The following is a 21,504-nucleotide window of genomic DNA, read 5'->3' as shown; positions in this document are numbered from 1 at the left end:
CGCAAGCCGCTTGCATCGACATCGCGGCCGCCACTCGGTTCGGCGGTTCGGCAATCCGGCGACGGCTTCGCATCCGTCAAGGCGCTGTAAGCACCGGGCAATAAATTAGGTTTCGCAGGCGGCCGCTATCGGCCCTCCATCAGCAACTGATGAATACCGTCATTCTCACGCGGAGAAAATCATGTCCACCACGGCAGTGCAAGGCTATAACGCCGGCTATCTGAACGGCATCGACGATGTCGGCGGCATCGGCGGCACGAACGAATCGCAGCTCGCACAACTGCTCGAATTGCTCATCGAAGAAATCAAGCAGATTCTCGATCCCTCCAGCCAGAATTCAGGCGATGCGGGTGGTGTGGGCGGCATCGGCGGCGGTACGCCTTCGTATTCCCCGCCGCCCGCCTATGCCGGCGGCGGCGGCGCCGCGCCGGCCGGCGTGAGTGGCGGCGGCCACGGCAACACGCTGCCCAATGTATCGGGCGGGGACGCCGCGCACGCCATCGCACAGGACCTCAAATCGCGCTACGGCCTGACCGACGCGCAGGTCGCCGGCGTGCTCGGCAACCTGCAGCAGGAAAGCGGGCTGCAAGGCAACGTCAATCAAGGCGGAGCGACAGGCGCGCCCTCCGGCAACTTCGCGGACGACAACGCCAACGGTTGGGGTCTTGCGCAATGGGGCGGCACACGCAAACAAGGCGAAATCAACTATGCGAAGGAGCACGGGCTCGACCCGGGCAGCCTCGAAGCCAACATCGGCTTCATGAATCAGGAACTCGACACGACGTACAGCAAGACGATCACCGACATCAAGCAGACGACGACGGCGGACCAGGCGGCACTGGTCTGGGACAAGGACTACGAACAGGCCACCGATCCGCAAATGGAAAACCGCAACAAGTACGCCGAGCAATTCCTCGCGCAAGGTCTCTGAACGCGAACGCGTCCGCCCCCCGGGGCGTTTGAAGCCCGCACGATCCCGCCCGATGTCCGGGCGGGATTTTTTTGCGCGGCATGTTCCGCCGCGCGAAAACACGCCGCGCGTCGGCAACTACCAGGATTCGGGGGAAACGACTCGATGGGCTCGCCGAGCGGGGCCGAAGGCCCCGGGAACGGCCATCAGTCTCTTTCGAGCAGGCGCCGCATGGCAAGGCGCACGTAGGGATCGGTACTGTCCTCGTGTGCCGTCGCATAGCCATGCCACGACGGATCATCGAGGACTTTCAGGCAGATTGCCTTCAGTTCGGGCGCGCGATCGTCGGGCAATCCGTTCACGATCTGCCACGCTTCGTGTGGGCGCCCGCGCACCAATGCGATCGTCACGGCAAAGACGTGCACCTCGCGCGTTTCGGGGTAGACATCGTGCATGCGCGCCAGCAGCGCCTCGGCCTCGTCCAGCTCGTTGGCCTCGATATGCTCGATGATCGCCTGCGCGATGGCCGGCGCTTCGGCCGGCAGTTCGGTAAGAAGCTCCATCATGCTCGTCACCGTCCGTGCGTCAGGCGGCGCCCGTGCCCGAGGTCAGCGTTCGCACCGCCTCCTTGCCGCCCGCCAATGCGAGCGCGGTAGCGGCGCCCTCCGGCGTCAGGTTTTCCGCGAGCGCCGTGCCGCCCTCGAGCGCCTCGAGCCCACCCTTCGCAATGGCCCCCGCCCCCGCAAGGGCTTCCTTCGGGTTGCCGCTCAGCAGCCCCTTGCCGAACGTCGCCGCGCCGTGCAGCGCGTTGCCGACACCATGAAGAACATCCCCTGCAGCCTTGGTGACATCCCCCACTACGCTCTTCACAATATTGCCGATGAAGCTCATTCGTTTTCTCCTTGATCGTGAACGAAACGCGCGTTCGATGAAACGCGCGAAGCCGAACCGCATGAAGGCGGCCCTCGTTCCAATCTAATGAATGCGGATGCGAAAGCGTTCGCGCGCGCGAAGCCGCACCGCGAAAGCCGAATGCGCGACACCCGCGAGACGGCTCGGCGGTATGCCGCCGCGAACCTGCTTCGCCAATCCGAACGACGCTTCGCGCGGTTCACGGGAGTGTCATGACCGGCTCGCACAGTGCAGTCCATCTTGTCTCCTGGTCGAGAACATCATGGCGCCCCCACCCAAGATCGAGCCCCGGTCGCATGCGATCAAATCCGCCTCCCTCGCCCGTACGCCGAGCGACCCCGGCCCCTCCACGGGCGCGAAACCCGTGCCGGTGCCGACCCGGCGCGCGAGTGCCGGCGCGCTCATCGAGGAACTCGGCAGCCTCGGCAAGCGCCCGCGCGCGGAAAGTCCGCCCGCCGCACCCGCTGCGCCCAAGCCCGCGGCGGCTATCGCGCCGCAGAAGCCCGGTGTGGACGACATCGGCGCATTCGTGCCGGGTGCCGGCGGCAAAGGCCGGCGCTTCGCCGATTTCGCGCACGCGATGGGCGTCAACCGCAAAGGCATGACGTTGACGGCCTTCGCCGCCAAGCGGCCCGCGAAAGACGGCCTGAACGGCGTGTCGACGGCGGCGCACGGACAGTTCGGCTACGACGCGGCGCCCGCCACCGACCTCGTGAACGCGCTGGCCTCGGGCTCGAACGCCGCCGCCGCGCATTCGATCCATAGCCGTTACGAAAACAAGGTCAAGGCGATGCTCGCCGCCGACGTCGAACGCTTCGAGCATCCCGAAAAACGCCCTCCGGGCGCGCCGATGTCCAACCAGGTCGACAATCTCCTGCTGACGAAAAACAGCAACGGAGAATGGCAATACGACAAAGGGAAGCTCTCGCGCATGGCGCGAGACGACGCGCACCCGCTCACGCAGCATGCCCGCGACGTACTGACCGCCATGAGCATCGCGGAGAACAAGGGCAAGCAACGTAACGGCGCGCTCTACCAGTCGGTCACGTCCGCCATCGGTCTGACCGCAAGCGGGCTGCTCGTAGGCGGCTCGCATGGCGCGCTGGCACCGCTCGCGGCATCCGGGCACCTGACCAACGCAGTCAAGGAAGCGCTCGATTTGAAGAAGCCGTTTGTCGAAGGACGGCAAAACCTGCGCAATGCGAAGGCCGCCACGATTCAACGCTACGTCGACACGGTATTAGCCCCGCACGACTACACCGGCCAGACGCAGGACGAGCGCCTGCGCGCGGCGCTGCAAACGAGCCGCGCGAAGATCGACGATCTGCGCGCCATGGAGGCGCGGCCGGAGGACGAAGGCCTGCCTGCGGACTTGCGCAGCCCGCAGGCGCAGGCCGGTGTCTATGCGTCGCTCTATGACGATGCACGCCGCTATGCCAACAGCACGACGTCGTTCGGCAAGCGCTTGATCTCGGGCATGCACGCCGAAGACAAGGCGAAGGTACACAAGGACGCCGAGCGCGACATCGTGGTCAAGCACATTCTGTCGATGGTCACGAAGAGCATCGGGCGCCTCGATCCAGTCTCGCTTGCGGCGCTCGCGGGCGCCGACATGGCAGTCGATGCATCAGGCGCGCAGCGCGCCAGGCAGGCGCTCGCGATCGTGGGCAACCATCCGCGCGCGAGCCGCAATCAGGATCTGATCGCCGCGCACACGCTGCTGACAGACAGCGGCATTCCGAAGGGCGAAGCGGCGCTGCTGCTTTCGCAGCTTGCCCGCGCGCGGCGCGAAAAACCGCAAGAGGCGCCGGCGCCGCGCGATACATCGGCCTCCAGCCCGGGCGCCGCACCGCTGACCGAAAGCGAGCGGCTCAAGCAGATCGCCAACATCATCGGACAGCCCGGCCTCACGGCAACCGCCGCCAAGACGGCGGAGGACGCCATCAAGAAAAACCTCGGGCTGAGGTCTTGACGCGCGGCGCGGCGTAGGGCGCAATAGCGACGCCGTCGCCGCGGCGCGCAGTCGGCGATTGATTTGCCGGTTCGCGGCACTCGACGAAACTTCGGAATGCGCAGGTTGTCCTCCGCCGTGCGCGCTTACCGTGAAGCGGGGTGGCCGTCGGCCGTCATCGCCGCCCATGCCGCCATGACCTTCAATGCGAAAGGGAGAACCGATCATGCGATTCGCGTTCGCCGGCTTCGATCGCTGGCGTGTCGTCTTCGACGCGTTCGTGGCCGCCGGCTGGGAGCCTGTGGCGCTCTACTCGATTCCGGTCGACAACCGGCTCGACTTCAATAGCGAGCTCGTCGAGCGCGCGGACAAGCTGCGCATTCCGGTGCAGCTGTCACGCATCGACGAAGACGATCTGCGCTGGCTCGCCGAACGGCAATGCGAGGCACTGATCGTGGCCGGCTACAACTGGAAGATTCCGGCGTGGCAGCCCTATCTGCGCCATGCGGCGAACTTCCATCCGTCGCCGCTGCCCGACGGGCGCGGCCCGTACCCGGCCATGCGCGCCATCCTCGAGGGGCGGCGCGAATGGGGCATCAGTTGCCATCGAATCGATGCCGATTTCGATACCGGGGACATCATCGATTCCGAATACTTTCCGCTCGATGCCGACGAATGGCACGAGACGCTGCAGTTGAAGCTGCTGATGGCCGCCCGTCGGCTGGCCACGCGCGTGGCCGGCGACTTCGATCGGCTCTGGAACGAACGGCGTCCGCAAGGTGCGGGCAGCTACTGGCCGCGCCTTGCCGATGCCGAGCGCACGATCGATTTCGCGCGGCCCGTGGCCGAGGTGATGCGCGTCGTGCGGGCCTGCGGGAACGTCGAATCGATCGCGCCGCTCTTCGGCACGACCGTCCACGTGCGGCGCGCCACCGCCTGGCAGGAAGCACACACGTACGCGCCCGGGCAGATCGTGCATCAGTACCGGCGCTGGGTCGTGGTCGCCGCGCAGGACGGCTTCGTCGCCTTGCTCGAATGGAGCCCGCTGAACGCGTCCCTTCGTCAGCAGATGGCGGGCTGAATCGGGACATCGGTTGCGCCGGTAAACAACGATGCGGCCGTGCTGCGGTGTTTCGCAGCACGGCCGCCGATTGTCGCCGGTTGTCGCTTCCTGCAGCCCCCGATCGGCGGCCGCTCGGGTCGCCGATCGGGATGATCGCCGGAACGGCCGGCGACGTTACTTCGTGCTGACGCCGGCGATCGTACCCGTGTGAATGCCGGTGATGTTCTCGAAAGCGACCGCGGCGCGCGTCTTGCCCGGCGTCAGCACGTTCGCGCCGCCCAGCGCATCCGAAAGCGCCTTGCTCGCGTCGTGGCTGATCTTGCCACCGCCATGCGCGTTCGCCGTCTGCTGCAGTTGTGCGCCGATCGCCGCCGCATCCGACTGGCTCAGCTTGCCCGACTTCACCGCGTTGGCGAGCGTCTTCGCCGCGGCATTGCCGTCGCCGTGCGACAACGCGCTTTCCATGGCCTGGAAGTCGGCGCCATCCTGCGCGTTGAAATTGGCCAGCGCCTTGCCTTCGTCGGCCATCTGCAGCGGCTTGCCGTCCTTCAAGAGATCGCCCGTACCGGGTGTGAAGCCTGCCGTCGCGCCCGTTGTCGGCAAGCCGCCCGTCGTCGGCAGCGTACTGGTGTTCGCCGGAAAACCGCCCGTGCCGGGCAAGCCGCCGGTCGTCCCCGGCTGCGCCGCCGCGCCGCCCGCGCCGCCCGCGCCACCCGTTGCGTTGCCCGCCGCGCCGAGTCCACCTTGAGCCGCCCATTGGAAATTGCCGACAGCGGACTTGCCGTCGGCGCCCGCCACGTCGTGCGTCTCGATCTGCTGGTAGGCACCCGGGTTCGCGAGCATGGTCTGCGCCGCTTGCTGCACCGTGGGCGGCGTGCCGCCGTCGGCGTTCGTCGCGAGTTTGTACATCGTGTTCGGGTCCGACGCGCTCATGCCATGCTGCCCCATGTACGAGGCCAGCACGCCCGCCGCGTTTTGCACCGTCATCCCCCCGGTGCCGCCCGGCATGGCGCCTGCGCCGCCCCCCATGCCGCCGGGCGTCGCCCCCACACCGCCGGGCGTGGCGCCCATACCGCCGGGCATTGCGCCCGCGGCGCCACCGGGCATGCCACCGGGCATGCCGCCGGCGCCGCCCGCACCGCCCGGCATGCCGCCGGCCTGCCCGTTCTGCCCGCTCTGCATCTGCTTGAGCAACTGGCTGATGAGGCCGATGAGATCCTTGAGCACGTCCTGCGTCGAGCCCGTCGACGCACCGTTGGTCAGCCGTTGCAGGTAGCTCGCCGGATCGGTGGGGTAGGTGGTCATATTCGGAACGTTCAGATTCATGATGTTTCCTTCCTGTCGGGTAAGTGTTTGCGTGACCGTCGGTACTACGAGGCAAAGTCAGTCTAGGTTGCTGTCGCTGCTACAAGCGCACCGATGCGAAGGCTGCAATTGAAATGCGAATCGCCCGGTGCGCGGAAAACGTGAAAACGGATGCTCATGCGCGGACCCACGTCATCGACGCGGAGAATCCGCTGTTGTCGGCCGGCACGCCGTGCGTGCTCGCCGGTGCGTCGGCGGACGCAGGCGCTTGAACGCCGATGTCGAGCTTTGCGGCACGCTCGAGCAGACGCGCGCCGATCTTCGCGCCCTCGATGCTTTCGCGCTGGTCGGCCGCGCTGAGCGCATAGCTGTGCCACAGCGGGTCTTCGAGGCCGAACAGACACACCGCCATCAATGCGGCATGAAGCCCCGAGCGCTTCGCTTCGGTGTCGTCGTCTTCGAGCACGCGGCGCGCGTCGCCCCATGCCTGGCGCCGGACGTAGCGCCACGCGGCGACCGTCCCCGCCCCGGGCCACCTGGGCCAAAGCACGCGGATCGCTTCGAGGAGATCCTCGAAGTCGGCTTCGTCGTCGAGCTGCGAAGCCGTCCACAGCACCTTGGTTAGGCCGCCGGCAATCTCATCCCTGCATCCTGTGTAAGTCACGATGTCCTCGTCTGCTGGAGTGCTGCAATCAAAAAGCGCACGGCGGCGCCGCGCACGGCCGTGCCGTGCTTGCTGCCGGCTCGTGCGGTGGACGTCCCCTGGCGGTTAGTCTCTTGTATCGGGTCGGCTTTCGCCGACGCGATGCGAACGGAACGATCGGGATGCGAAGAGAGAGCGGAGAAGAAAACCGACCGCAGCGATGAGATCGATCGGTGCGATAAGCCGGATCGCTCGCTGGGTATCGAAAGGCGGGGATTTGCTCGATGGTCGGTGCCGAAGAAGGTCCGCCATCAGTCGACGCGCTCCCGGCCATCGGCCAGGCTGCCCGTCGAATCGCCCCGGGGAAGCCACGAATACACCGCCCCCCAAATCGCTTCAAAATCAGCGGTCTGCGGGCCGGTTACGGAATACGCGGGAAGCCATGACTGGCGGAAGGCAGCAGGAGTCGAACCTACCCGGGAGTGTCTGACACCCCCAACTGGATTTGAAGTCCAGCCGTACCACCGGATACGAATGCCTTCCGTGGGAAAAAGAAACCGAAGAACGACGAGCGCCTACGCCTGAATACCCATCCAACCGCTGTCAGGCCGCAGGTAGTGAAGATCGCGGTGGAAGCGAGTATACCCAACCCGATCGAAGAACTCGAGAATCTGGATCGCACGCTTGCGACCGAGCCCCGTCGCGTCGCGGAACGTCGCCGCATCGAGCCCGCCGCCGCGCGACGGCGCGAGATGCGCGACCAGTTCCGCGAGTTCGCGCGCGACGTCCGCATGATAGAACAGGTCGCGCACGACCTGCTGCACGTCGCCGCGCCGTGCGAGCTTGCGCAGCAGCGCGCGCACCGCGTCCTCGGCCGTGCCCGTGTCGCGCGCCAGGTCGCGCACCCACGGCGGGTCGAAGCGCCCCGCGTGAATCAGCGGCAGCAGTTGCCGCGCCAGCGCTTCCTCGCGCGGATCGAGGCTCACCGAATGCGACGGCAGATGCAGCCACGGCCCGCTGCGCACGACTTCGCCGCCGGACACCAGCGCGTCGACGAGCGCGCGCCACAGCGCCTCGCCGACGAGCGGCGCGGCCATCCGCCGCAGGCGTGCGGCGTCGAGCCCCTGCTCGTCCGGCATGCGCTCGTGATACGCGCGCAGCGTCTCGATCGCCCGCGTCTGCAATGCCCGCCAGTGCGCATGCGAAATCACGGCCCCTTCGTTCGACGCGGCGTCGCGTTGCCCGATCGCCAGCGCATCGTCCGGCAACGCCAGCACATTCGGCGCGAACCCCGTCAGATGCGTGAGCGTCGCGCGCGCAATGCCGAGCGGCGCCTGCGCGAGCAGCGCATCGACGCGCCCTTCGTCGAGCCACGCCGCGAGCGCATCGAGCCACGCGCGACGCGCGGGCGTGCGGCGCTTGCGAGCCGGCCCGAACGGATCGAGCACCCGGCCGCCGCCGACGGTGCGCGTCGCCTGCGGATTGCGGACGATGAAGCGGTCGCCCGGCAGCGCGAACACCGGCTCGTCGAATACCAGTTGCACGCGCATCCGCTGGCCGGCCGCGAGCGTGTCGCCGTCGAGCAGCGCGACGTGCGCCACGCGATGCAGCGTACCGAGATGCACATGCAGCGGCGCCCAGTGGGTCAGCGTCAGCCCGGCGTCCGCGAGCAACGTCAGCTCCACGTCCAGGCGCGGCGACGTCGCGACGAGCCGCGCGTCGGCGACGGTGTCGCCCCGCTCGACGTCGGCCTTATCGACGCCGGCCAGGTTCAGCGCGCAACGCTCGCCCGCGCGGCCGGCCTCGACCGGCCGGTTCTGCGCATGGATGCTGCGCACGCGGGCCGCGCCGCCCGTGCACACGATCGCGAGCGTGTCGCCCGTCGCGACGCGGCCCGCGAACGCGGTACCCGTCACGACGGTGCCCTGCCCGGCAAGCGTAAACACGCGATCGACCGCGAGCCGGAACAGCCCGTCGTCGCGACGCGCGCGCCACGCGATCGCCGCGTCGGCGAGGTGCTGCTTCAACGCGGTGACGCCCGGATCGTCGGTCTCGGTCGCACGCGTTTCGAAGATCGGCACGCCGGCCAGCGTCGAGTCGTGCAGCCACGCGGCGATCTCGTCGCGGACCTCGGCGACGCGCGCGGCATCGACGCGATCGCATTTCGTCAGCGCGACGGCGCCATGCGTGACGCCGAGCAATTGCAGGATCGCGAGATGCTCGCGCGTCTGCGGCATCACGCCGTCGTCGGCGGCAATCACGAGCAGCGCGAAGTCGATCCCGCACGCGCCGGCCGCCATCGTGTGAATCAGCTTCTCGTGGCCCGGCACGTCGATCAGGCCAAGCACGTCGCCGTTGTCGAGCGGCGTATACGCATAGCCGAGCTCGATCGAGATGCCGCGCGCCTTCTCTTCCTTCAGGCGATCGGTGTCGACGCCCGTCAGCGCACGCACGAGCGTGGTCTTGCCGTGGTCGATGTGCCCCGCGGTCCCGACGATCATGCGGCGGGCCCCGCGAGCGGCACGCATTGCGCGACGAACGCCGCTTCGTCGGCCGCTTCGAGGCAGCGCAGGTCGAGCCGCAGCGCGTTGTCGGCGATGCGGCCGATCACCGGCCGCGGCCATTCGCGCAGCCGCTTCTCGAGCTGCGCGAGCGCACGGCCGCTGCGCTTGCCGTCCGCCGAGCGCACCACGAGCCCGGCGCTAGGCAACTGGTCGACCGGCAGCGCGCCGCTGCCGATCTGGCTGAACATCGGCTCGACGGTCACGTCGAAACCGCTGCCGAACGCAGCCTGCAACGCCGGGCGCACGCGTTCGGCCGCGTCGGCGATCTCGCGCTGCGGGCGCGTCAGCAGACGCAGCGTCGTGAGCCGGTCGCGCAGGAATTCGGGCGACTGATACAGGCGCAGCACCGGTTCGAGCGCCGCGAGCGTCAGCTTGCCGACGCGCAGCGCACGCTTGAGCGGATGCTTCTTGATCTTCGCGATGAGCGCGCGATCGCCGACGATCAGGCCGGCCTGCGGGCCGCCGAGCAGCTTGTCGCCACTGAACGTGACAACGTTTGCGCCGGCGGCGACGGTTTCCTGCACGGTCGTCTCGTGCGGCAGACCCCATCGAGACAGGTCGGCCAGCGTGCCGCTGCCGAGATCGACGGCGACCGGCACGCCGTGCTCGCGCGCGAGCGGCGCGAGTTCGGCGAGCGTCGCCTCCTTCGTGAAGCCGCTGATCGCATAGTTGCTGCAGTGCACCTTCATCAGCAGCGCCGTGCGCGGGCCGATCGCGTCCGCATAGTCGCGCAGATGCGTGCGGTTGGTCGTGCCGACCTCGCGCAGCTTCGCACCGGCGCGACTCATGATGTCGGGAATACGGAATGCCCCGCCGATCTCGACCAGCTCGCCGCGCGATACGACGACTTCCCGCTTCGTCGCGAGCGCGGACAGCGTCAGCAGCACGGCCGCCGCGTTGTTGTTGACGACGGTCGCGGCTTCCGCGCCCGTCAGTTCGCACAGCAGAGCGTCGATCAGGTCGTCGCGATCGCCGCGGCGGCCGGTGGCGAGATCGAATTCGAGGTTGACGGGCCGCGTAAGCACGTCGACCACGGCACGCACCGCGTCGTCGGGCAGCAGCGCGCGCCCGAGGTTCGTGTGCAGCACGGTGCCGGTCAGGTTGAACACGGCCCGCACCGCGCCGGCGCTCTGCGCGGCCAACGTATGCGCGACGGCAGCGGCGATGCGCGGCTCGTCGAGCGGCTCGGCCGCGGCGGGGTCATGCTGCGCGGCCGTGCGCCAGCGCTCCAGTTCCGCGCGCACGGCGTTCAGCACGCGCGTGCGGCCGTAGTCGGCGACGAGCGGCTGCAGCGGCGCCGACGACAGCACGCGCTCGACCGACGGCACACGCGCCAGCACGGCATTCAATTCGTTCACACCCGGTTCGGTCACGTCGTTATCGCTCCAGTCTCATGCTTCGCAGTCGGCCGGGCCGACGCTCGCGCACCGTCCCGGCCCGTACCGTCAGTCCGCTTCCCGCGACACGTCCGGCCACAGCAGCGGGTTCGGCGAACTGCGCTGGTAGCCGGCCTCGTTCATCAGCAGGTCGAGCGTGAGGCTCGCGAGATCGTCCGCCAGCGGCTCGAACTCGTAGTCCTTCTCCTGATAGCCGATCTTGCGATAGGTCTTGCATTCGTCGCACGATTCGGCCTTGACGGCTTCGCTGCCGCCTTCGATCCCGTGATACGCGATGCCCTTCGTCGAATCGCAGTGCGAGCACTTGGTACGCACCATGTGCCACTCGGTCGTGCACAGCCCGCACTGCAGGAAACGGTAGCCCTGATACTGGCCGCCGACGCGCACGACGCTCGCGACCGGATGCGTGCCGCACACCGGGCACAGCCCCGGCTGATCGAGATACGGAACGTCGGTCGGCGTCACCCGGCTCGCGAGGTCCGTCCACACGACCTGCAGCGCGGCCATCAGGAACGGCGCGGTGGCCGGGTCGACTTCGGCGAAGCGCAGCGCGAGGATCGCGTCGGCCTGCGCGTCGAGCTCGGCGGGCGCCATCAGACGCAGCCGGTCGAGCAGCTTCGCGAGCGGCGGATTGACGAGCCCGGCGCTTTCGACGCGGTCGAGCAGTTCATACAGCACGGCGCGCCAGCGCGAATCGCGCTCGCCGTCGAGCGCCGGCACGGGCGGCATCGAATGTTCCTGCGCGCGTGCGATCGCTTCCTTCGACGGCAGCGGCAGCTCCAGCGTCTGCAGCGTCGCGTGCTGCGCATCGGCGACGGTGGCCATCAACCGCAGGTAGCCGCTGATCGGGTTCAGGTCGGCAAGCTTGCGCAGCCGCGCGGCGCGCGCCGCGAACGCGGTCGTGCGATCCGGCAGACGAAAGCGCGGAATGGCCGAATGATCGAGTGCCGAGATCTCGGTCGGCTCCAGAATGCGTTGTGTCACGACAATGTCTTCCAAAAAACTAAGCGCCGACGAATCGGCGCTTTCGGGCGATTCCGATGGTTGGCGGAGCAGCACGCCGCAATCGGCGTACCGCCCCGCTCCGGTGCGTTACTTCACGCTTTCACGGAACCACTTCGGGTGATGCTTGCGGGCCCAACCCAGCGTGACGGTGCCGCGCACCATCGCGCCGATCGAACCCTTCACCCACAACGCCGCGTAAATGTGCACGATGATGCTCGCGATCAGCACGAAGGCCGCCACGGCATGCACGACAGCGGCCGCGCGGATCACCCCGATCGGGAAGTAGAACGAGAAGTAGCGCCGCCAGATCACGATTCCCGACAGCAGGAGCAGCAGCAGGCACGCCACCAGCGTGAAGAATAGCAGCTTCTGCCCGGCGTTATAGCGCCCGACCGGCGGCAGCTTGTCTTCCTGGTTGGTCAGCACGTCGCCGATCTGCTTGAGCCACTGCCGGTCGTCCGCGTCGAGCGCATTGTGGTGCCAGAAGCGCACCACGAGAATCGCGAACGACACGAACATCACGAGGCCGACGAACGGATGCAGGATCCGCGTCCACTGGCCGCCGCCGAACAGCGCGGTCAGCCAGAACATCGACGGATGAAACAGCGCGAGCCCGGACAACGCGAGCAACACGAACGTGATCGCGGTGATCCAGTGGTTCGTGCGCTCGTTCGGCGTGTAGCGGACGATCAGGTTGGGGTCGTCGTGGTTCATTTCGCGTCCTCCTTGATGCGTCGCGCCTCGTCGCGGGCGGCGGCTTCCTCGTCGTCGGTGACCTCGTTCGGACCGACCCGCGTGTAGTGGAAGAACCCGGCCAGCGCGGTCAGCGCGAGGCCGGCTACCGCCAGCGGTTTCGCGATGCCCTTCCACAGCTTCACCATCGGGCTGATCGACGGGTTGTCGGGCAGCCCGTGGTACAGCGACGGTTTGTCCGCGTGGTGCAGCACGTACATCACGTGCGTGCCGCCCACACCTTGCGGGTCGTACAGCCCCGCATGCTCGAAGCCGCGCTCCTTCAGGTCCTCGATCCGCTCGGCCGCGTGCTGCTTCATGTCCTCCTTGGTGCCGAACACGATCGCGCCCGTCGGGCAGGTCTTCACGCAAGCCGGCTCCTGGCCGACCGCGACGCGGTCGGAGCAGAGCGTGCACTTGTACGCGCGATGATCCTTCTTCGAGATCCGCGGCACGTTGAACGGGCAACCGGTCACGCAGTAGCCGCAACCGATGCAGTTCTCCTCGTGGAAATCGACGATCCCGTTGTTGTACTGCACGATTGCGCCCGGCGACGGACACGCCTTCAGGCAGCCCGGATCCTCGCAGTGCATGCAGCCGTCCTTGCGGATCAGCCACTCGAGGTCGCCGGCCGGGTTCTCGTATTCGGAGAACCGCATGACCGTCCACGAATGCTCGGTCAGGTCGGCCGGGTTGTCGTACACGCCGACGTTGGTGCCGACCTCGTCGCGCAGGTCGTTCCATTCCATGCACGCCGTCTGGCATGCCTTGCAGCCGATGCACTTCGATACGTCGATCAGCTTCGCGACGCTCCCGGTCACCGGTTCGCGCACCGTGGGCGGTGGCGTCGTGGTGGCCGAGACCCGCTTGATATCCAGCGATTGCAATGCCATCTCTTCCCCCTTACGCCTTTTCGACCTTCACCAGGAACGACTTGAATTCCGGTGTATAGGAGTTGCCGTCGCCCACGGACGGAGTCAGGGTGTTGGCGAGATAGCCGGGCTTCGTCAGGCCCTTGAAGCCCCAGTGCAACGGGACGCCGACCGTCTGGACCTTCTTGCCGTCGACCGTCAGCGGCTTGATCCGCTTCGTGACGAGGGCGACCGCGATGATGTAGCCGCGCTTGGACGACACCTTCACGCGCTCGCCATGCGCGACGCCGACTTCCTTCGCGAGGTCTTCGCCGATCTCGACGAATTGCTCGGGCTGGATGATCGAGTTCAGCCGCGCATGCTTGGTCCAGTAGTGGAAATGCTCGGTCAGCCGGTACGTGGTGGCCACGTGCGGGAAGTCCGCCACCTTGCCGAACGACGCACGGTCGTCCGGGAACACGCGGGCAGCCGGGTTGTTCAGCGCCAGCGGGTTGTTCGGATGCAGCGGGTTCGCCGCGAGCGGCGTCTCGAACGGCTCGTAGTGCTCGGGGAACGGGCCTTCGTTCATTCCCGCGCGGGCGAAGAAGCGCGCGACGCCTTCCGGGTTCATGATGAACGGACCCATCCCGTTTTCGGGTGGTTCGTCCGCCTTGAAGTCCGGCACGTCGGCGCCCTTCCACGCGCTGCCGTTCCAGCCGATCAGCTTGCGGGTCGGGTCGAACGGCTTGCCGGCGACGTCGCACGACGCGCGGTTGTACAGGATCCGCCGGTTCGCGGGCCACGCCCACGCCCAGTTCAGCGTCTGGCCGATGCCGGTCGGGTCCGAGTTGTCGCGCCGCCCCATCTGGTTGCCGGCCTGCGTCCACGCGCCGCAGAAGATCCAGCAGCCGCTCGCGGTCGTGCCGTCGTCCTTCAGTTGCGCGAACGCGGCGAGCTGCTCGCCCTTCTTCACGAGCGTCTTGGCCGGGTCCTTCGGATCGGGCAGATCGGCGAGCGCCTTCCCGTTGAACTCCATCGCCAGTTCTTCGGGCGTCGGGCTTTCCGGGTTCGCGTACGGCCAGGTCAGGTTCACGATCGGGTCCGGGTACTTGCCGCCGTCCTTCTGGTACAGCTTGCGCATGCGCAGGAACAGCCCCGACATGATCTCGAGGTCGCTCCTCGCTTCGCCCGGCGGCTCCGCGCCCTTCCAGTGCCACTGCAGCACGCGGCTCGAACTGACGAGCGAACCGTTTTCCTCCGCGAAGCAGGTGGTCGGCAGGCGGAACACCTCGGTCTGGATCTTCGACGCATCGACGTCGTTGTAGTCGCCGTGATGCTTCCAGAACTCGGACGTCTCGGTCGCGAGCGGATCCATGATCACGAGCCACTTCAGTTTCGCGAGGCCCGCCGCCGTCTTCACCTTCGACGGCGCCGCCGCGAGCGGATTGAAGCCCTGGCAGATGTAGCCGTTCATCTTGCCGGCATTCATCAGCTCGATCGCCTGCAGCAGGTCGTACTGCTTGTCCAGCTTCGGCAGGTAGTCGTACGCCCAGTTGTTCTCGGCGGTGGCCGCGTCGCCCCACCACGATTTCATGAAGCTGACGTGGAATGCCTTGTAGTTCTTCCAGTAGCTGAGCTGGTTCGGCCGCAGCGGTTGCTGCACGCGCTTCTTGATGTATGCGTCGAAGTCCTGCTCGGCCTGCATCGGCAGCGTCATGTAGCCCGGCAGCAGGTTCGACATCAGCCCGAGATCGGTCAACCCCTGGATGTTCGAGTGACCGCGCAGCGCGTTCATCCCGCCGCCGGCGATGCCGATGTTGCCGAGCAGCAGCTGCACCATCGCGCCGGTGCGGATGATCTGCGCGCCGATCGAGTGGTGCGTCCAGCCGAGCGCGTACAGCACCGTGCCGGCGCGGCCGGGAACGGCCGTGGTCGCGAGCATCTCGCACACCTTCAGGAATTTGTCCTTCGGCGTGCCGCAGACCTGCTGGACCATCTCCGCCGTATAGCGCGCGTAGTGCTGCTTCAGCAGGTTGTAGACGCAGCGCGGATGCTGCAGCGTCGGGTCGACCTTGACGAAACCGTCGTCGCCGCGCTCGTAGTCCCAGCTCGATTTGTCCGGGTACGCGTGTTTCTCCGCGTCGTAACCGGAATAGATGCCGTCGTTGAACGCGAAATCCTCGCGCACGATGAACGAGAAGTCCGTGTAGTTCTTCACGTACTCATGCTGGATCTTGTCGTTCGTCAGCAGATAATTGATGACGCCGCCCAGGAAGACGATGTCGGTGCCGGTACGGATCGGCGCGTAGTAATCGGCCACCGAGGCCGTACGCGTGAAGCGCGGGTCGACGACGATCAGCCGCGCCTTGCGGTGCGCCTTCGCCTCCGTTACCCACTTGAAACCGCACGGATGGGCCTCGGCTGCATTGCCGCCCATCACGAGAATCACGTCCGCGTTCTTGATGTCGACCCAATGGTTCGTCATCGCTCCACGGCCAAACGTCGGGGCAAGACCTGCCACCGTCGGGCCATGTCAGACACGCGCCTGATTGTCGAATGCGAGCATCCCGAGACTGCGGATGGTCTTGTGCGTCAGGTAGCCGACCTCGTTGCTGCCCGCCGACGCGGCCAGCATGCCGGTCGTGAGCCAGCGGTTGACCTTCGCGCCGTCTTCGGCCGTCTCGACGAAGTTCGCGTCGCGGTCGGCCTTCATCAGCTTCGCGATGCGGTCGAGCGCGTCGTTCCACGAGATGGGTTCCCACTTGTCCGAGCCGGGCGCACGATACTCGGGGTGCGTCAGGCGGTTCGGGCTGTGGATGAAGTCGATCAGGCTCGCGCCCTTCGGGCACAGCGTGCCGCGATTGACCGGGTGGTCGGGATCGCCTTCGATATGGATGATGCTCGGCTGCGCGTTCTTCGCGCCGTCTCCGAGGCTGTACATCAGGATGCCGCAACCTACTGAACAGTAAGGACAGGTGTTGCGCGTTTCGACGGTGCGCGCCAGTTTGTACTGTCGGACTTCGGCCAGCGCTTCGGACGGAGAAAAGCCCATCAGGGCAAGACTCGATCCGGCAAGCGACGTGGCGGTCACCTTCAGGAACTGGCGCCGGGACATTTGTAGCATGGCGGTCTCGGCGTTATTGTGGGGTGGGGTACGACTGAAAGGAATTATAGACAGTTCAGGCAACTCTGATCGAATCCTCGGATCAATACCGATTTGTCCGACCAACCCGCGACCAACCCGCGATGATCCGCGTTCCGCGCGCAACCGAACCGTCATGAAACGACAGATCACTTCCGAAGCAACCCGTCTCGCCCAGCAGCAGGCCAACTGGGCCCTCACCGCGTTCAAGCGCTTCTCGTCCGACCGCTGCTCCGCGATGGCCGCGGGCATCGCGTTTTTCTCCGCGTTCTCGCTCGCGCCGACCCTCGTGATGGTGATCGCGGTGGCCGGCTGGTTCTACGGCGACGACGCCGCGCGCGGCCAGGTGTTCGAACAGGCGCACCAGCTGATCGGGGACGACGCGGCGGCCAGCATCCAGACGATCGTGCAGAACGCGCACCGCGCGGGCCAACGCGGCGGCCTCGCCACGCTGATCTCGTTCGCCGCGCTCGCGATCGGCGCGTCGGCCACGTTCGCGTCGCTCAGCGCGGCGCTCAGCGTGATCTGGCCGGCCACCGAAAGCCGCTGGTCGAGCATGCTCGGCCTCGTGCGCGTGCGGCTGATCTCGTTCGGGCTCGTGCTGGGCGTCGCATTCCTGCTGATCGTGTCGCTCGTGCTCGACACCGCGATCACCTTCGTCGGCACATGGCTGCTCGGCGATTCGCCGTACGTGGTCGTCACGAACCTCATCCAGTTCTTCGTCGGCATCGCGGTGCTCGCGGCCGCGTTCGCGTCGCTGATGAAATTCCTGCCCGATGCACGCGTCGCATGGCGCGACGCCGCGATCGGCGGCATCGTGTCCGCGATCCTGTTCTCCGGCGGCAAGAAGCTGTTCGCGCTGTATCTCGCGCATGCGGGCACCGCGAGTGCGTTCGGCGCGGCCGGATCGTTCGCGGTCCTGCTGATGTGGCTGTACTTCTCCGCGATCGTGCTGCTGCTCGGCGCGGAATTCGCGGCGGCCCGCGGCGACGCGCATCGGCCGGCCGAGCACCCGGCGCCGGCCGCGTCCGTTCAGGCGGTTCAACCCGGTCACGCCGACGATCGCCCGCGCGACGACTGATTCACCCGCCCTCTGCAAGCGGCCGCGCATCGGTCTCGCGCGCGCCCGACACACGCCTCTCCCCTTTGCAACCCCGTCGTCCCGCCGCGCATGCGCGCGGCGTCGACGCATGCGTTGCACGCCGACATGCACACACCTGCAACGGCAAACGTTTGCACACCCTCGTTTCGTTGCTGCAACGGCCTAAAACAACGGATCTGCGGTCATGGGCATCAACTATTGAAACAATCGCGGCGCAGCAATTGTCAACTGTTTCATAAACAGGAACAGTTGCTGATGTGCTTGATCTATATGGACTTTTTCCCGCTGTTACCTTTTCGAGACACTTTATTTTTTGAGCTTTCTTGCGTGTATGGCACTGAGCTATTCTCCAATCCGCAACAAATAACGATGAATCACTTGCGTGGAGAAACTCAACGATGAAGAAACTTGCTCTCTCGACCCTCTCGCTCGCCCTGCTGGGCGCCGCTGGTGCTGCTCAGGCTCAGTCGAGCGTGACGCTGTACGGCGTGATCGACACGTCGATTGCCTACGTTCACGGCAATGACGGCACGGGCAATAACATGTGGCAGATGCTGTCGGGCAACCTGCAAGGCAGCCGTTGGGGCCTGAAGGGTGCGGAAGATCTGGGCGGTGGCCTGAAGGCAATCTTCCAGATTGAAAACGGCTTCAACCCGGGCACGGGCAAGCTGAGCGCATCGAACACGATTTTCAACCGCCAGGCTTACGTCGGCCTGGAAAGCAGCCAGTACGGCACGCTGACGCTGGGCCGCCAGTACGACCCGGTGGTTGACCTGGTCCAAGCAGTCACGGCTGACAACTACTTTGGCAGCTTCTTCGCAACGCCGGGCGACGTCGACAACAACGACAACAGCCTGCGCGTCAGCAACGCGATCAAGTACACTTCGCCGGTTTGGGGCGGCTTCCAGTTCGAAGGCCTGTACGGTCTGAGCGGTGTCGCTGGCAAGCCGGGTTCGGGTCAGACGTGGTCGGTCGCAGCCGCTTACAACAACGGCCCGATTGGTGTTGCAGCTGGCTACTTCTACGCAAACAACCCGACGCCGGCAGCAGGCGCGCGCACCAATTGGACGTCGACGACGGCCGACAACATCGTCGACGGCCCGATCAACTCGGGTTACGTGACGGCGAAGTCGATCGGCATCGCACAAGTCGCAGGCCAGTACGCAATCGGCCCGGTCACGCTCGGCCTCGGCTACAGCAACGCACAGTACAAGCCGGACGCATCGTCGGGCTTCGGTTCGACCGAGAAGTACAATACGGGCCGCGCGTTCGTGACGTACCAGGTCACGCCGCCGCTGCTGCTGGGTCTGGGCTACTCGTACACGAAGGCGAGCGGCGACACGGACGCGAAGTACCATCAGGTTTCGCTGGGCGCGGATTACTCGCTGTCGAAGCGCACGGACGTCTACCTGGTCGGCGCATACCAGCACGCAAGCGGCACGCAACGCGTCGACGCGAATACGACGCAAGCTGCGCAAGCGTCGATCGGCTCGTACGGCTACGCCGGCACGAAGTCCCAGGAAATGGTCGCACTCGGCCTGCGTCACAAGTTCTAAAAACGAAGTATCCGGTGTGCATGGCGTCTCCGACGCCTTGCCGCCGACCTGGAAAGCCAGCCCCGGTTTCGGCCGCGGCTGGCTTTTTTTCGTCCGCCTCCGGCAGATAGAGCCAACCTCGCCTGCAGCGCCTCCGCGGCGAAGCCGGGGACCGACACAGGTCGGCGCGCCGGGAGCGGCGCCTGGCGGCTGCAATGCACCCGCAACCCCGTTTCCGATGGCCGGAGAGGTCGCCGTTTCTCCGTTGAGCGCCTATCATCCGCACAGCCGGCGCTGCCCGGTGCGACCGACGCAGGATTTGTTTGCGCCATGTGTCGATTTCGGCGGGCGTCGTCCGTCGTATCGATGGCGACATACGGTTTGCCCCGCACCCATACAGACAGGAGACTCGTCATGACGATTCAGAAGATCACGCCTTTTCTCTGGTATTCGACGGAAGCCGAAGAAGCCGCGGCCTTCTATGCCGGCATCTTTCCGGACTCGCGCATCGTGCGCGTCACGGCGGTGCCTGGCACCGACGGCACGCGGATGGTCGAATTCGAGCTCTTCGGGCAGCCATTTTTTGCGATGAGCCACCCGCGCACGGAGACGTTCAATCACGCGATATCGCTGCTCGTCAGCTGCGCGGACCAGGCGGAACTCGACCGCTACTGGAGCGCCCTGCTCGACAACGGCGGCACGGCCGACGGCTGCGGCTGGCTGAGGGATCGCTACGGCGTGTCATGGCAGATCGTTCCGGAAGCGCTCATCCCGATGATGGCCGACCGCGACACGGTCAAGGCGGGACGCGTGGCCGCCGCGATGATGCAGATGACGAAGTTCGACGACGCCGCGCTGAAGGCCGCCTTTGCGGGCACCGCGAGCTGACGACAGGCGTCCGGCTGCGCATGCGTGATGCCGCGCCGGATCGCCGTCTGCACGCACCCGGCTCGACGGGTTGCGCATGCAGCCGGCTCGAACGGGTTCGCCATCCGCGGCAGGCGGCCCGTATGCCGTTAACGTGGCTCGTCGGCGGCCGCTGCTACGCCGACAGCATCGACTCGATCGCGCGCCGCGCGTAGCCGATGAATTCGGCCAGCGGCTCGCCCGCCACGATCGCCGCGCCCGCTTCGCCATCGAGACAGGCAGCACGCGCAACCGCTACGACCGGCCGGTGCGCGTCCGGCAAGCGCGCCAGCACGCACGTCGCGGCGCCACCCTTCGGCGCGATCCTGCCGGTCGCGGTGCTGTACCCGATGCGTGAGAGCGCGAGCACGATGTTGCATTCGTCGCCGCGCCAGTCCGGTTCGGCCTTCCACTGCGCAACGGTCGCGAGCAGCGCGGCGACGAAGTCGCGTGCGGGCGCCGGCTCGAACAGCACGTCGGCGGGCGGACCGATCAGCGCGACACTGTGCTGTCGCGCCTTCGTCAACAGGATGGCCAGATCGTGACGACCAGCGGCGGCTCGACGATGCCGGCCTCCAGATCGCCGCGCAGCCACTCGCCGAACTGCAACTCGCGTCGCGCCGGATGACGCCACGGCACCAGGTCGTCCGGGGAACCCTCGCCTCCGGCTAACACGTCCCCTTGCCGGGTGTGTAGGGGACTTTCACCCCGCAGCGAGTGCGCCCTGCCGGGCGCACCAATAAAAATCCCCGCACGCTTTCGCGTACGGGGATTTCGGGACATCGCAACGGCTGCCGACATGCATTCGGCAGTCGTTGCGCGGCATTACGCTGCCGCGTCCTTCAGCTTCTTCAGCGCACGTGCCTTCACGCGCACGCTGGCCGGCTTCGCCGGGAACCAACGCTCTTCGCCCGTGAACGGATCCTTGCCGAAGCGCTTCTTCTTCGCCGGCACGACTTGTGCCGTGATCTTCAGCAGGCCCGGCAGCGTGAACTCGCCTGCGCCCTTCTTGTGAACCGAGCCCAGCACGACGTTCTCGAGTGCGACGAGCACTGCCTTGACCGCCTTCACTTCGACAGCTGCGCGCTCAGCGATGTGCGTTGCGAGCGATGCCTTCGTGAACTTGTCCTTCAGCGGCGTCGGAGCAGCCGGTGCTGCCTTTGCGACAGCCTTCTTGGCCACTACTTTCTTCGCGGGCGCAGCCTTTTTGGCAGCCACTTTCTTGGTCGCCGGTGCGGCAGCCTTCTTGGCCACCTTTTTTGCGGAAGTCGCCATGTTTCTCCTACCAGGTGTGGTCGTTGGATACACGAAGCGTGCAACGCGCGCGCTTCAACGCCGGATTCTACAAGCGCCTTGACGCTTCGTGCAGTACTTTTATGCGTTTTCACGGGGTTTCCCGCAGGTTTTGTTGCGCGCGACCGACTTCATCGACGCTCGAACGTGAAAAAACGCCTTCACGTATACGTCCGAACGCGAATTACGTTCG

The 21,504-nt window shown here is 66.5% G+C and carries 19 protein-coding genes and 1 tRNA gene; 6 read left to right on the top strand and 14 right to left on the bottom strand.

The features are described 5' to 3' along the window. The first annotated feature begins 181 nt into the window (after window positions 1-181). Entirely contained in the window at window positions 182-931 is a 750-nt protein-coding gene (locus CFB81_RS19560; RefSeq protein ID WP_089436224.1) for a phage tail tip lysozyme, read from the top strand. Window positions 932-1,116: 185 nt separating this feature from the next. Here CFB81_RS19560 and CFB81_RS19555 read toward each other — a convergent pair whose 3' ends face one another. Both CFB81_RS19555 and CFB81_RS19550 read right to left on the bottom strand, forming a co-directional pair. Further along, window positions 1,117-1,476: an HrpB1 family type III secretion system apparatus protein gene (locus CFB81_RS19555; RefSeq protein WP_089437067.1), complete on the bottom strand. Its 360-nt coding sequence runs from the start codon at window positions 1,474-1,476 to the stop codon at window positions 1,117-1,119. 19 nt (window positions 1,477-1,495) lie between these two features. Next, entirely contained in the window at window positions 1,496-1,801 is a 306-nt protein-coding gene (locus tag CFB81_RS19550) for a hypothetical protein (RefSeq protein WP_027782660.1), read from the bottom strand. 283 nt (window positions 1,802-2,084) lie between these two features. Here CFB81_RS19550 and CFB81_RS19545 point away from each other — a divergent pair, with 283 nt between their 5' ends. Further along, window positions 2,085-3,794, top strand: a complete 1,710-nt coding sequence (locus CFB81_RS19545; RefSeq protein ID WP_089436223.1) for a hypothetical protein — start codon at window positions 2,085-2,087, stop codon at window positions 3,792-3,794. Between the two features lie 205 nt (window positions 3,795-3,999). After that, entirely contained in the window at window positions 4,000-4,854 is an 855-nt protein-coding gene (locus CFB81_RS19540) for a methionyl-tRNA formyltransferase (RefSeq protein WP_089436222.1), read from the top strand. A 156-nt stretch (window positions 4,855-5,010) separates the two neighbouring features. Here CFB81_RS19540 and CFB81_RS19535 read toward each other — a convergent pair whose 3' ends face one another. The 9 genes from CFB81_RS19535 to fdnG form a co-directional block, all read right to left on the bottom strand. Then, a complete protein-coding gene (locus CFB81_RS19535) occupies window positions 5,011-6,162 on the bottom strand; it encodes a hypothetical protein (RefSeq protein WP_089436221.1) in 1,152 nt (383 codons plus the stop codon). Between the two features lie 154 nt (window positions 6,163-6,316). Then, window positions 6,317-6,805: an HrpB1 family type III secretion system apparatus protein gene (locus tag CFB81_RS19530; protein WP_089436220.1), complete on the bottom strand. Its 489-nt coding sequence runs from the start codon at window positions 6,803-6,805 to the stop codon at window positions 6,317-6,319. A gap of 426 nt (window positions 6,806-7,231) precedes the next feature. Continuing rightward, window positions 7,232-7,327, bottom strand: a tRNA-Sec gene (locus tag CFB81_RS19525). Between the two features lie 32 nt (window positions 7,328-7,359). After that, on the bottom strand, window positions 7,360-9,285 hold the full coding sequence (gene selB, locus CFB81_RS19520) for a selenocysteine-specific translation elongation factor (RefSeq protein WP_089436219.1): 1,926 nt from the start codon (window positions 9,283-9,285) through the stop codon (window positions 7,360-7,362). Beyond that, the gene (selA, locus tag CFB81_RS19515; protein WP_089436218.1) at window positions 9,282-10,721 is read right to left on the bottom strand and encodes an L-seryl-tRNA(Sec) selenium transferase; all 1,440 of its coding nucleotides are present in this window, start codon (window positions 10,719-10,721) and stop codon (window positions 9,282-9,284) included. Before selA ends, selB begins: the two co-directional genes overlap by 4 nt. A gap of 72 nt (window positions 10,722-10,793) precedes the next feature. After that, entirely contained in the window at window positions 10,794-11,729 is a 936-nt protein-coding gene (fdhE, locus tag CFB81_RS19510) for a formate dehydrogenase accessory protein FdhE (protein WP_179236010.1), read from the bottom strand. 108 nt (window positions 11,730-11,837) lie between these two features. After that, a complete protein-coding gene (locus CFB81_RS19505) occupies window positions 11,838-12,464 on the bottom strand; it encodes a formate dehydrogenase subunit gamma (RefSeq protein ID WP_027805740.1) in 627 nt (208 codons plus the stop codon). Next, window positions 12,461-13,375, bottom strand: coding sequence for a formate dehydrogenase subunit beta (fdxH, locus tag CFB81_RS19500; protein ID WP_059783956.1), 915 nt, complete (start codon window positions 13,373-13,375; stop codon window positions 12,461-12,463). Before fdxH ends, CFB81_RS19505 begins: the two co-directional genes overlap by 4 nt. Before the next feature lie 10 nt (window positions 13,376-13,385). Then, a complete protein-coding gene (gene fdnG / locus CFB81_RS19495) occupies window positions 13,386-16,457 on the bottom strand; it encodes a formate dehydrogenase-N subunit alpha (RefSeq protein ID WP_143328616.1) in 3,072 nt (1,023 codons plus the stop codon). Window positions 16,458-16,611: 154 nt separating this feature from the next. On the opposite strand from fdnG, the gene CFB81_RS19485 reads away from it, so the two are divergent. From CFB81_RS19485 to CFB81_RS19475, 3 genes are all read left to right on the top strand, one after another. Next, window positions 16,612-17,556 carry a YihY/virulence factor BrkB family protein gene (locus CFB81_RS19485; RefSeq protein WP_089436215.1) on the top strand — a complete coding sequence of 315 codons (945 nt, stop codon included), beginning with the start codon at window positions 16,612-16,614 and terminating at the stop codon, window positions 17,554-17,556. 419 nt (window positions 17,557-17,975) lie between these two features. Further along, window positions 17,976-19,133 carry a porin gene (locus CFB81_RS19480; protein ID WP_089436214.1) on the top strand — a complete coding sequence of 386 codons (1,158 nt, stop codon included), beginning with the start codon at window positions 17,976-17,978 and terminating at the stop codon, window positions 19,131-19,133. Window positions 19,134-19,526: 393 nt separating this feature from the next. Beyond that, a complete protein-coding gene (locus tag CFB81_RS19475; RefSeq protein ID WP_060212508.1) occupies window positions 19,527-20,000 on the top strand; it encodes a VOC family protein in 474 nt (157 codons plus the stop codon). Window positions 20,001-20,154: 154 nt separating this feature from the next. Here the strand turns inward: CFB81_RS19475 and CFB81_RS19470 are convergent, their stop codons facing one another. The 3 genes from CFB81_RS19470 to CFB81_RS19465 all read right to left on the bottom strand — a co-directional run bounded on the left by CFB81_RS19470 (window position 20,155) and on the right by CFB81_RS19465 (window position 21,293). Beyond that, window positions 20,155-20,544, bottom strand: coding sequence for an aminoglycoside adenylyltransferase domain-containing protein (locus CFB81_RS19470; RefSeq protein WP_256976266.1), 390 nt, complete (start codon window positions 20,542-20,544; stop codon window positions 20,155-20,157). After that, on the bottom strand, window positions 20,541-20,693 hold the full coding sequence (locus CFB81_RS36620; protein ID WP_256976265.1) for a hypothetical protein: 153 nt from the start codon (window positions 20,691-20,693) through the stop codon (window positions 20,541-20,543). The genes CFB81_RS19470 and CFB81_RS36620 overlap by 4 nt, the downstream gene beginning before the upstream one ends. A gap of 150 nt (window positions 20,694-20,843) precedes the next feature. Beyond that, the gene (locus CFB81_RS19465; RefSeq protein WP_011548077.1) at window positions 20,844-21,293 is read right to left on the bottom strand and encodes an HU family DNA-binding protein; all 450 of its coding nucleotides are present in this window, start codon (window positions 21,291-21,293) and stop codon (window positions 20,844-20,846) included. Window positions 21,294-21,504: the final 211 nt, after the last annotated feature.

This window comes from Burkholderia sp. AU28863, assembly GCF_002223195.1.
GTDB classification, from domain to species: domain Bacteria; phylum Pseudomonadota; class Gammaproteobacteria; order Burkholderiales; family Burkholderiaceae; genus Burkholderia; species Burkholderia sola.
Note: the sequence above shows the minus strand (reverse complement) of the source record. Positions and strands in the feature narration are given on the sequence as shown.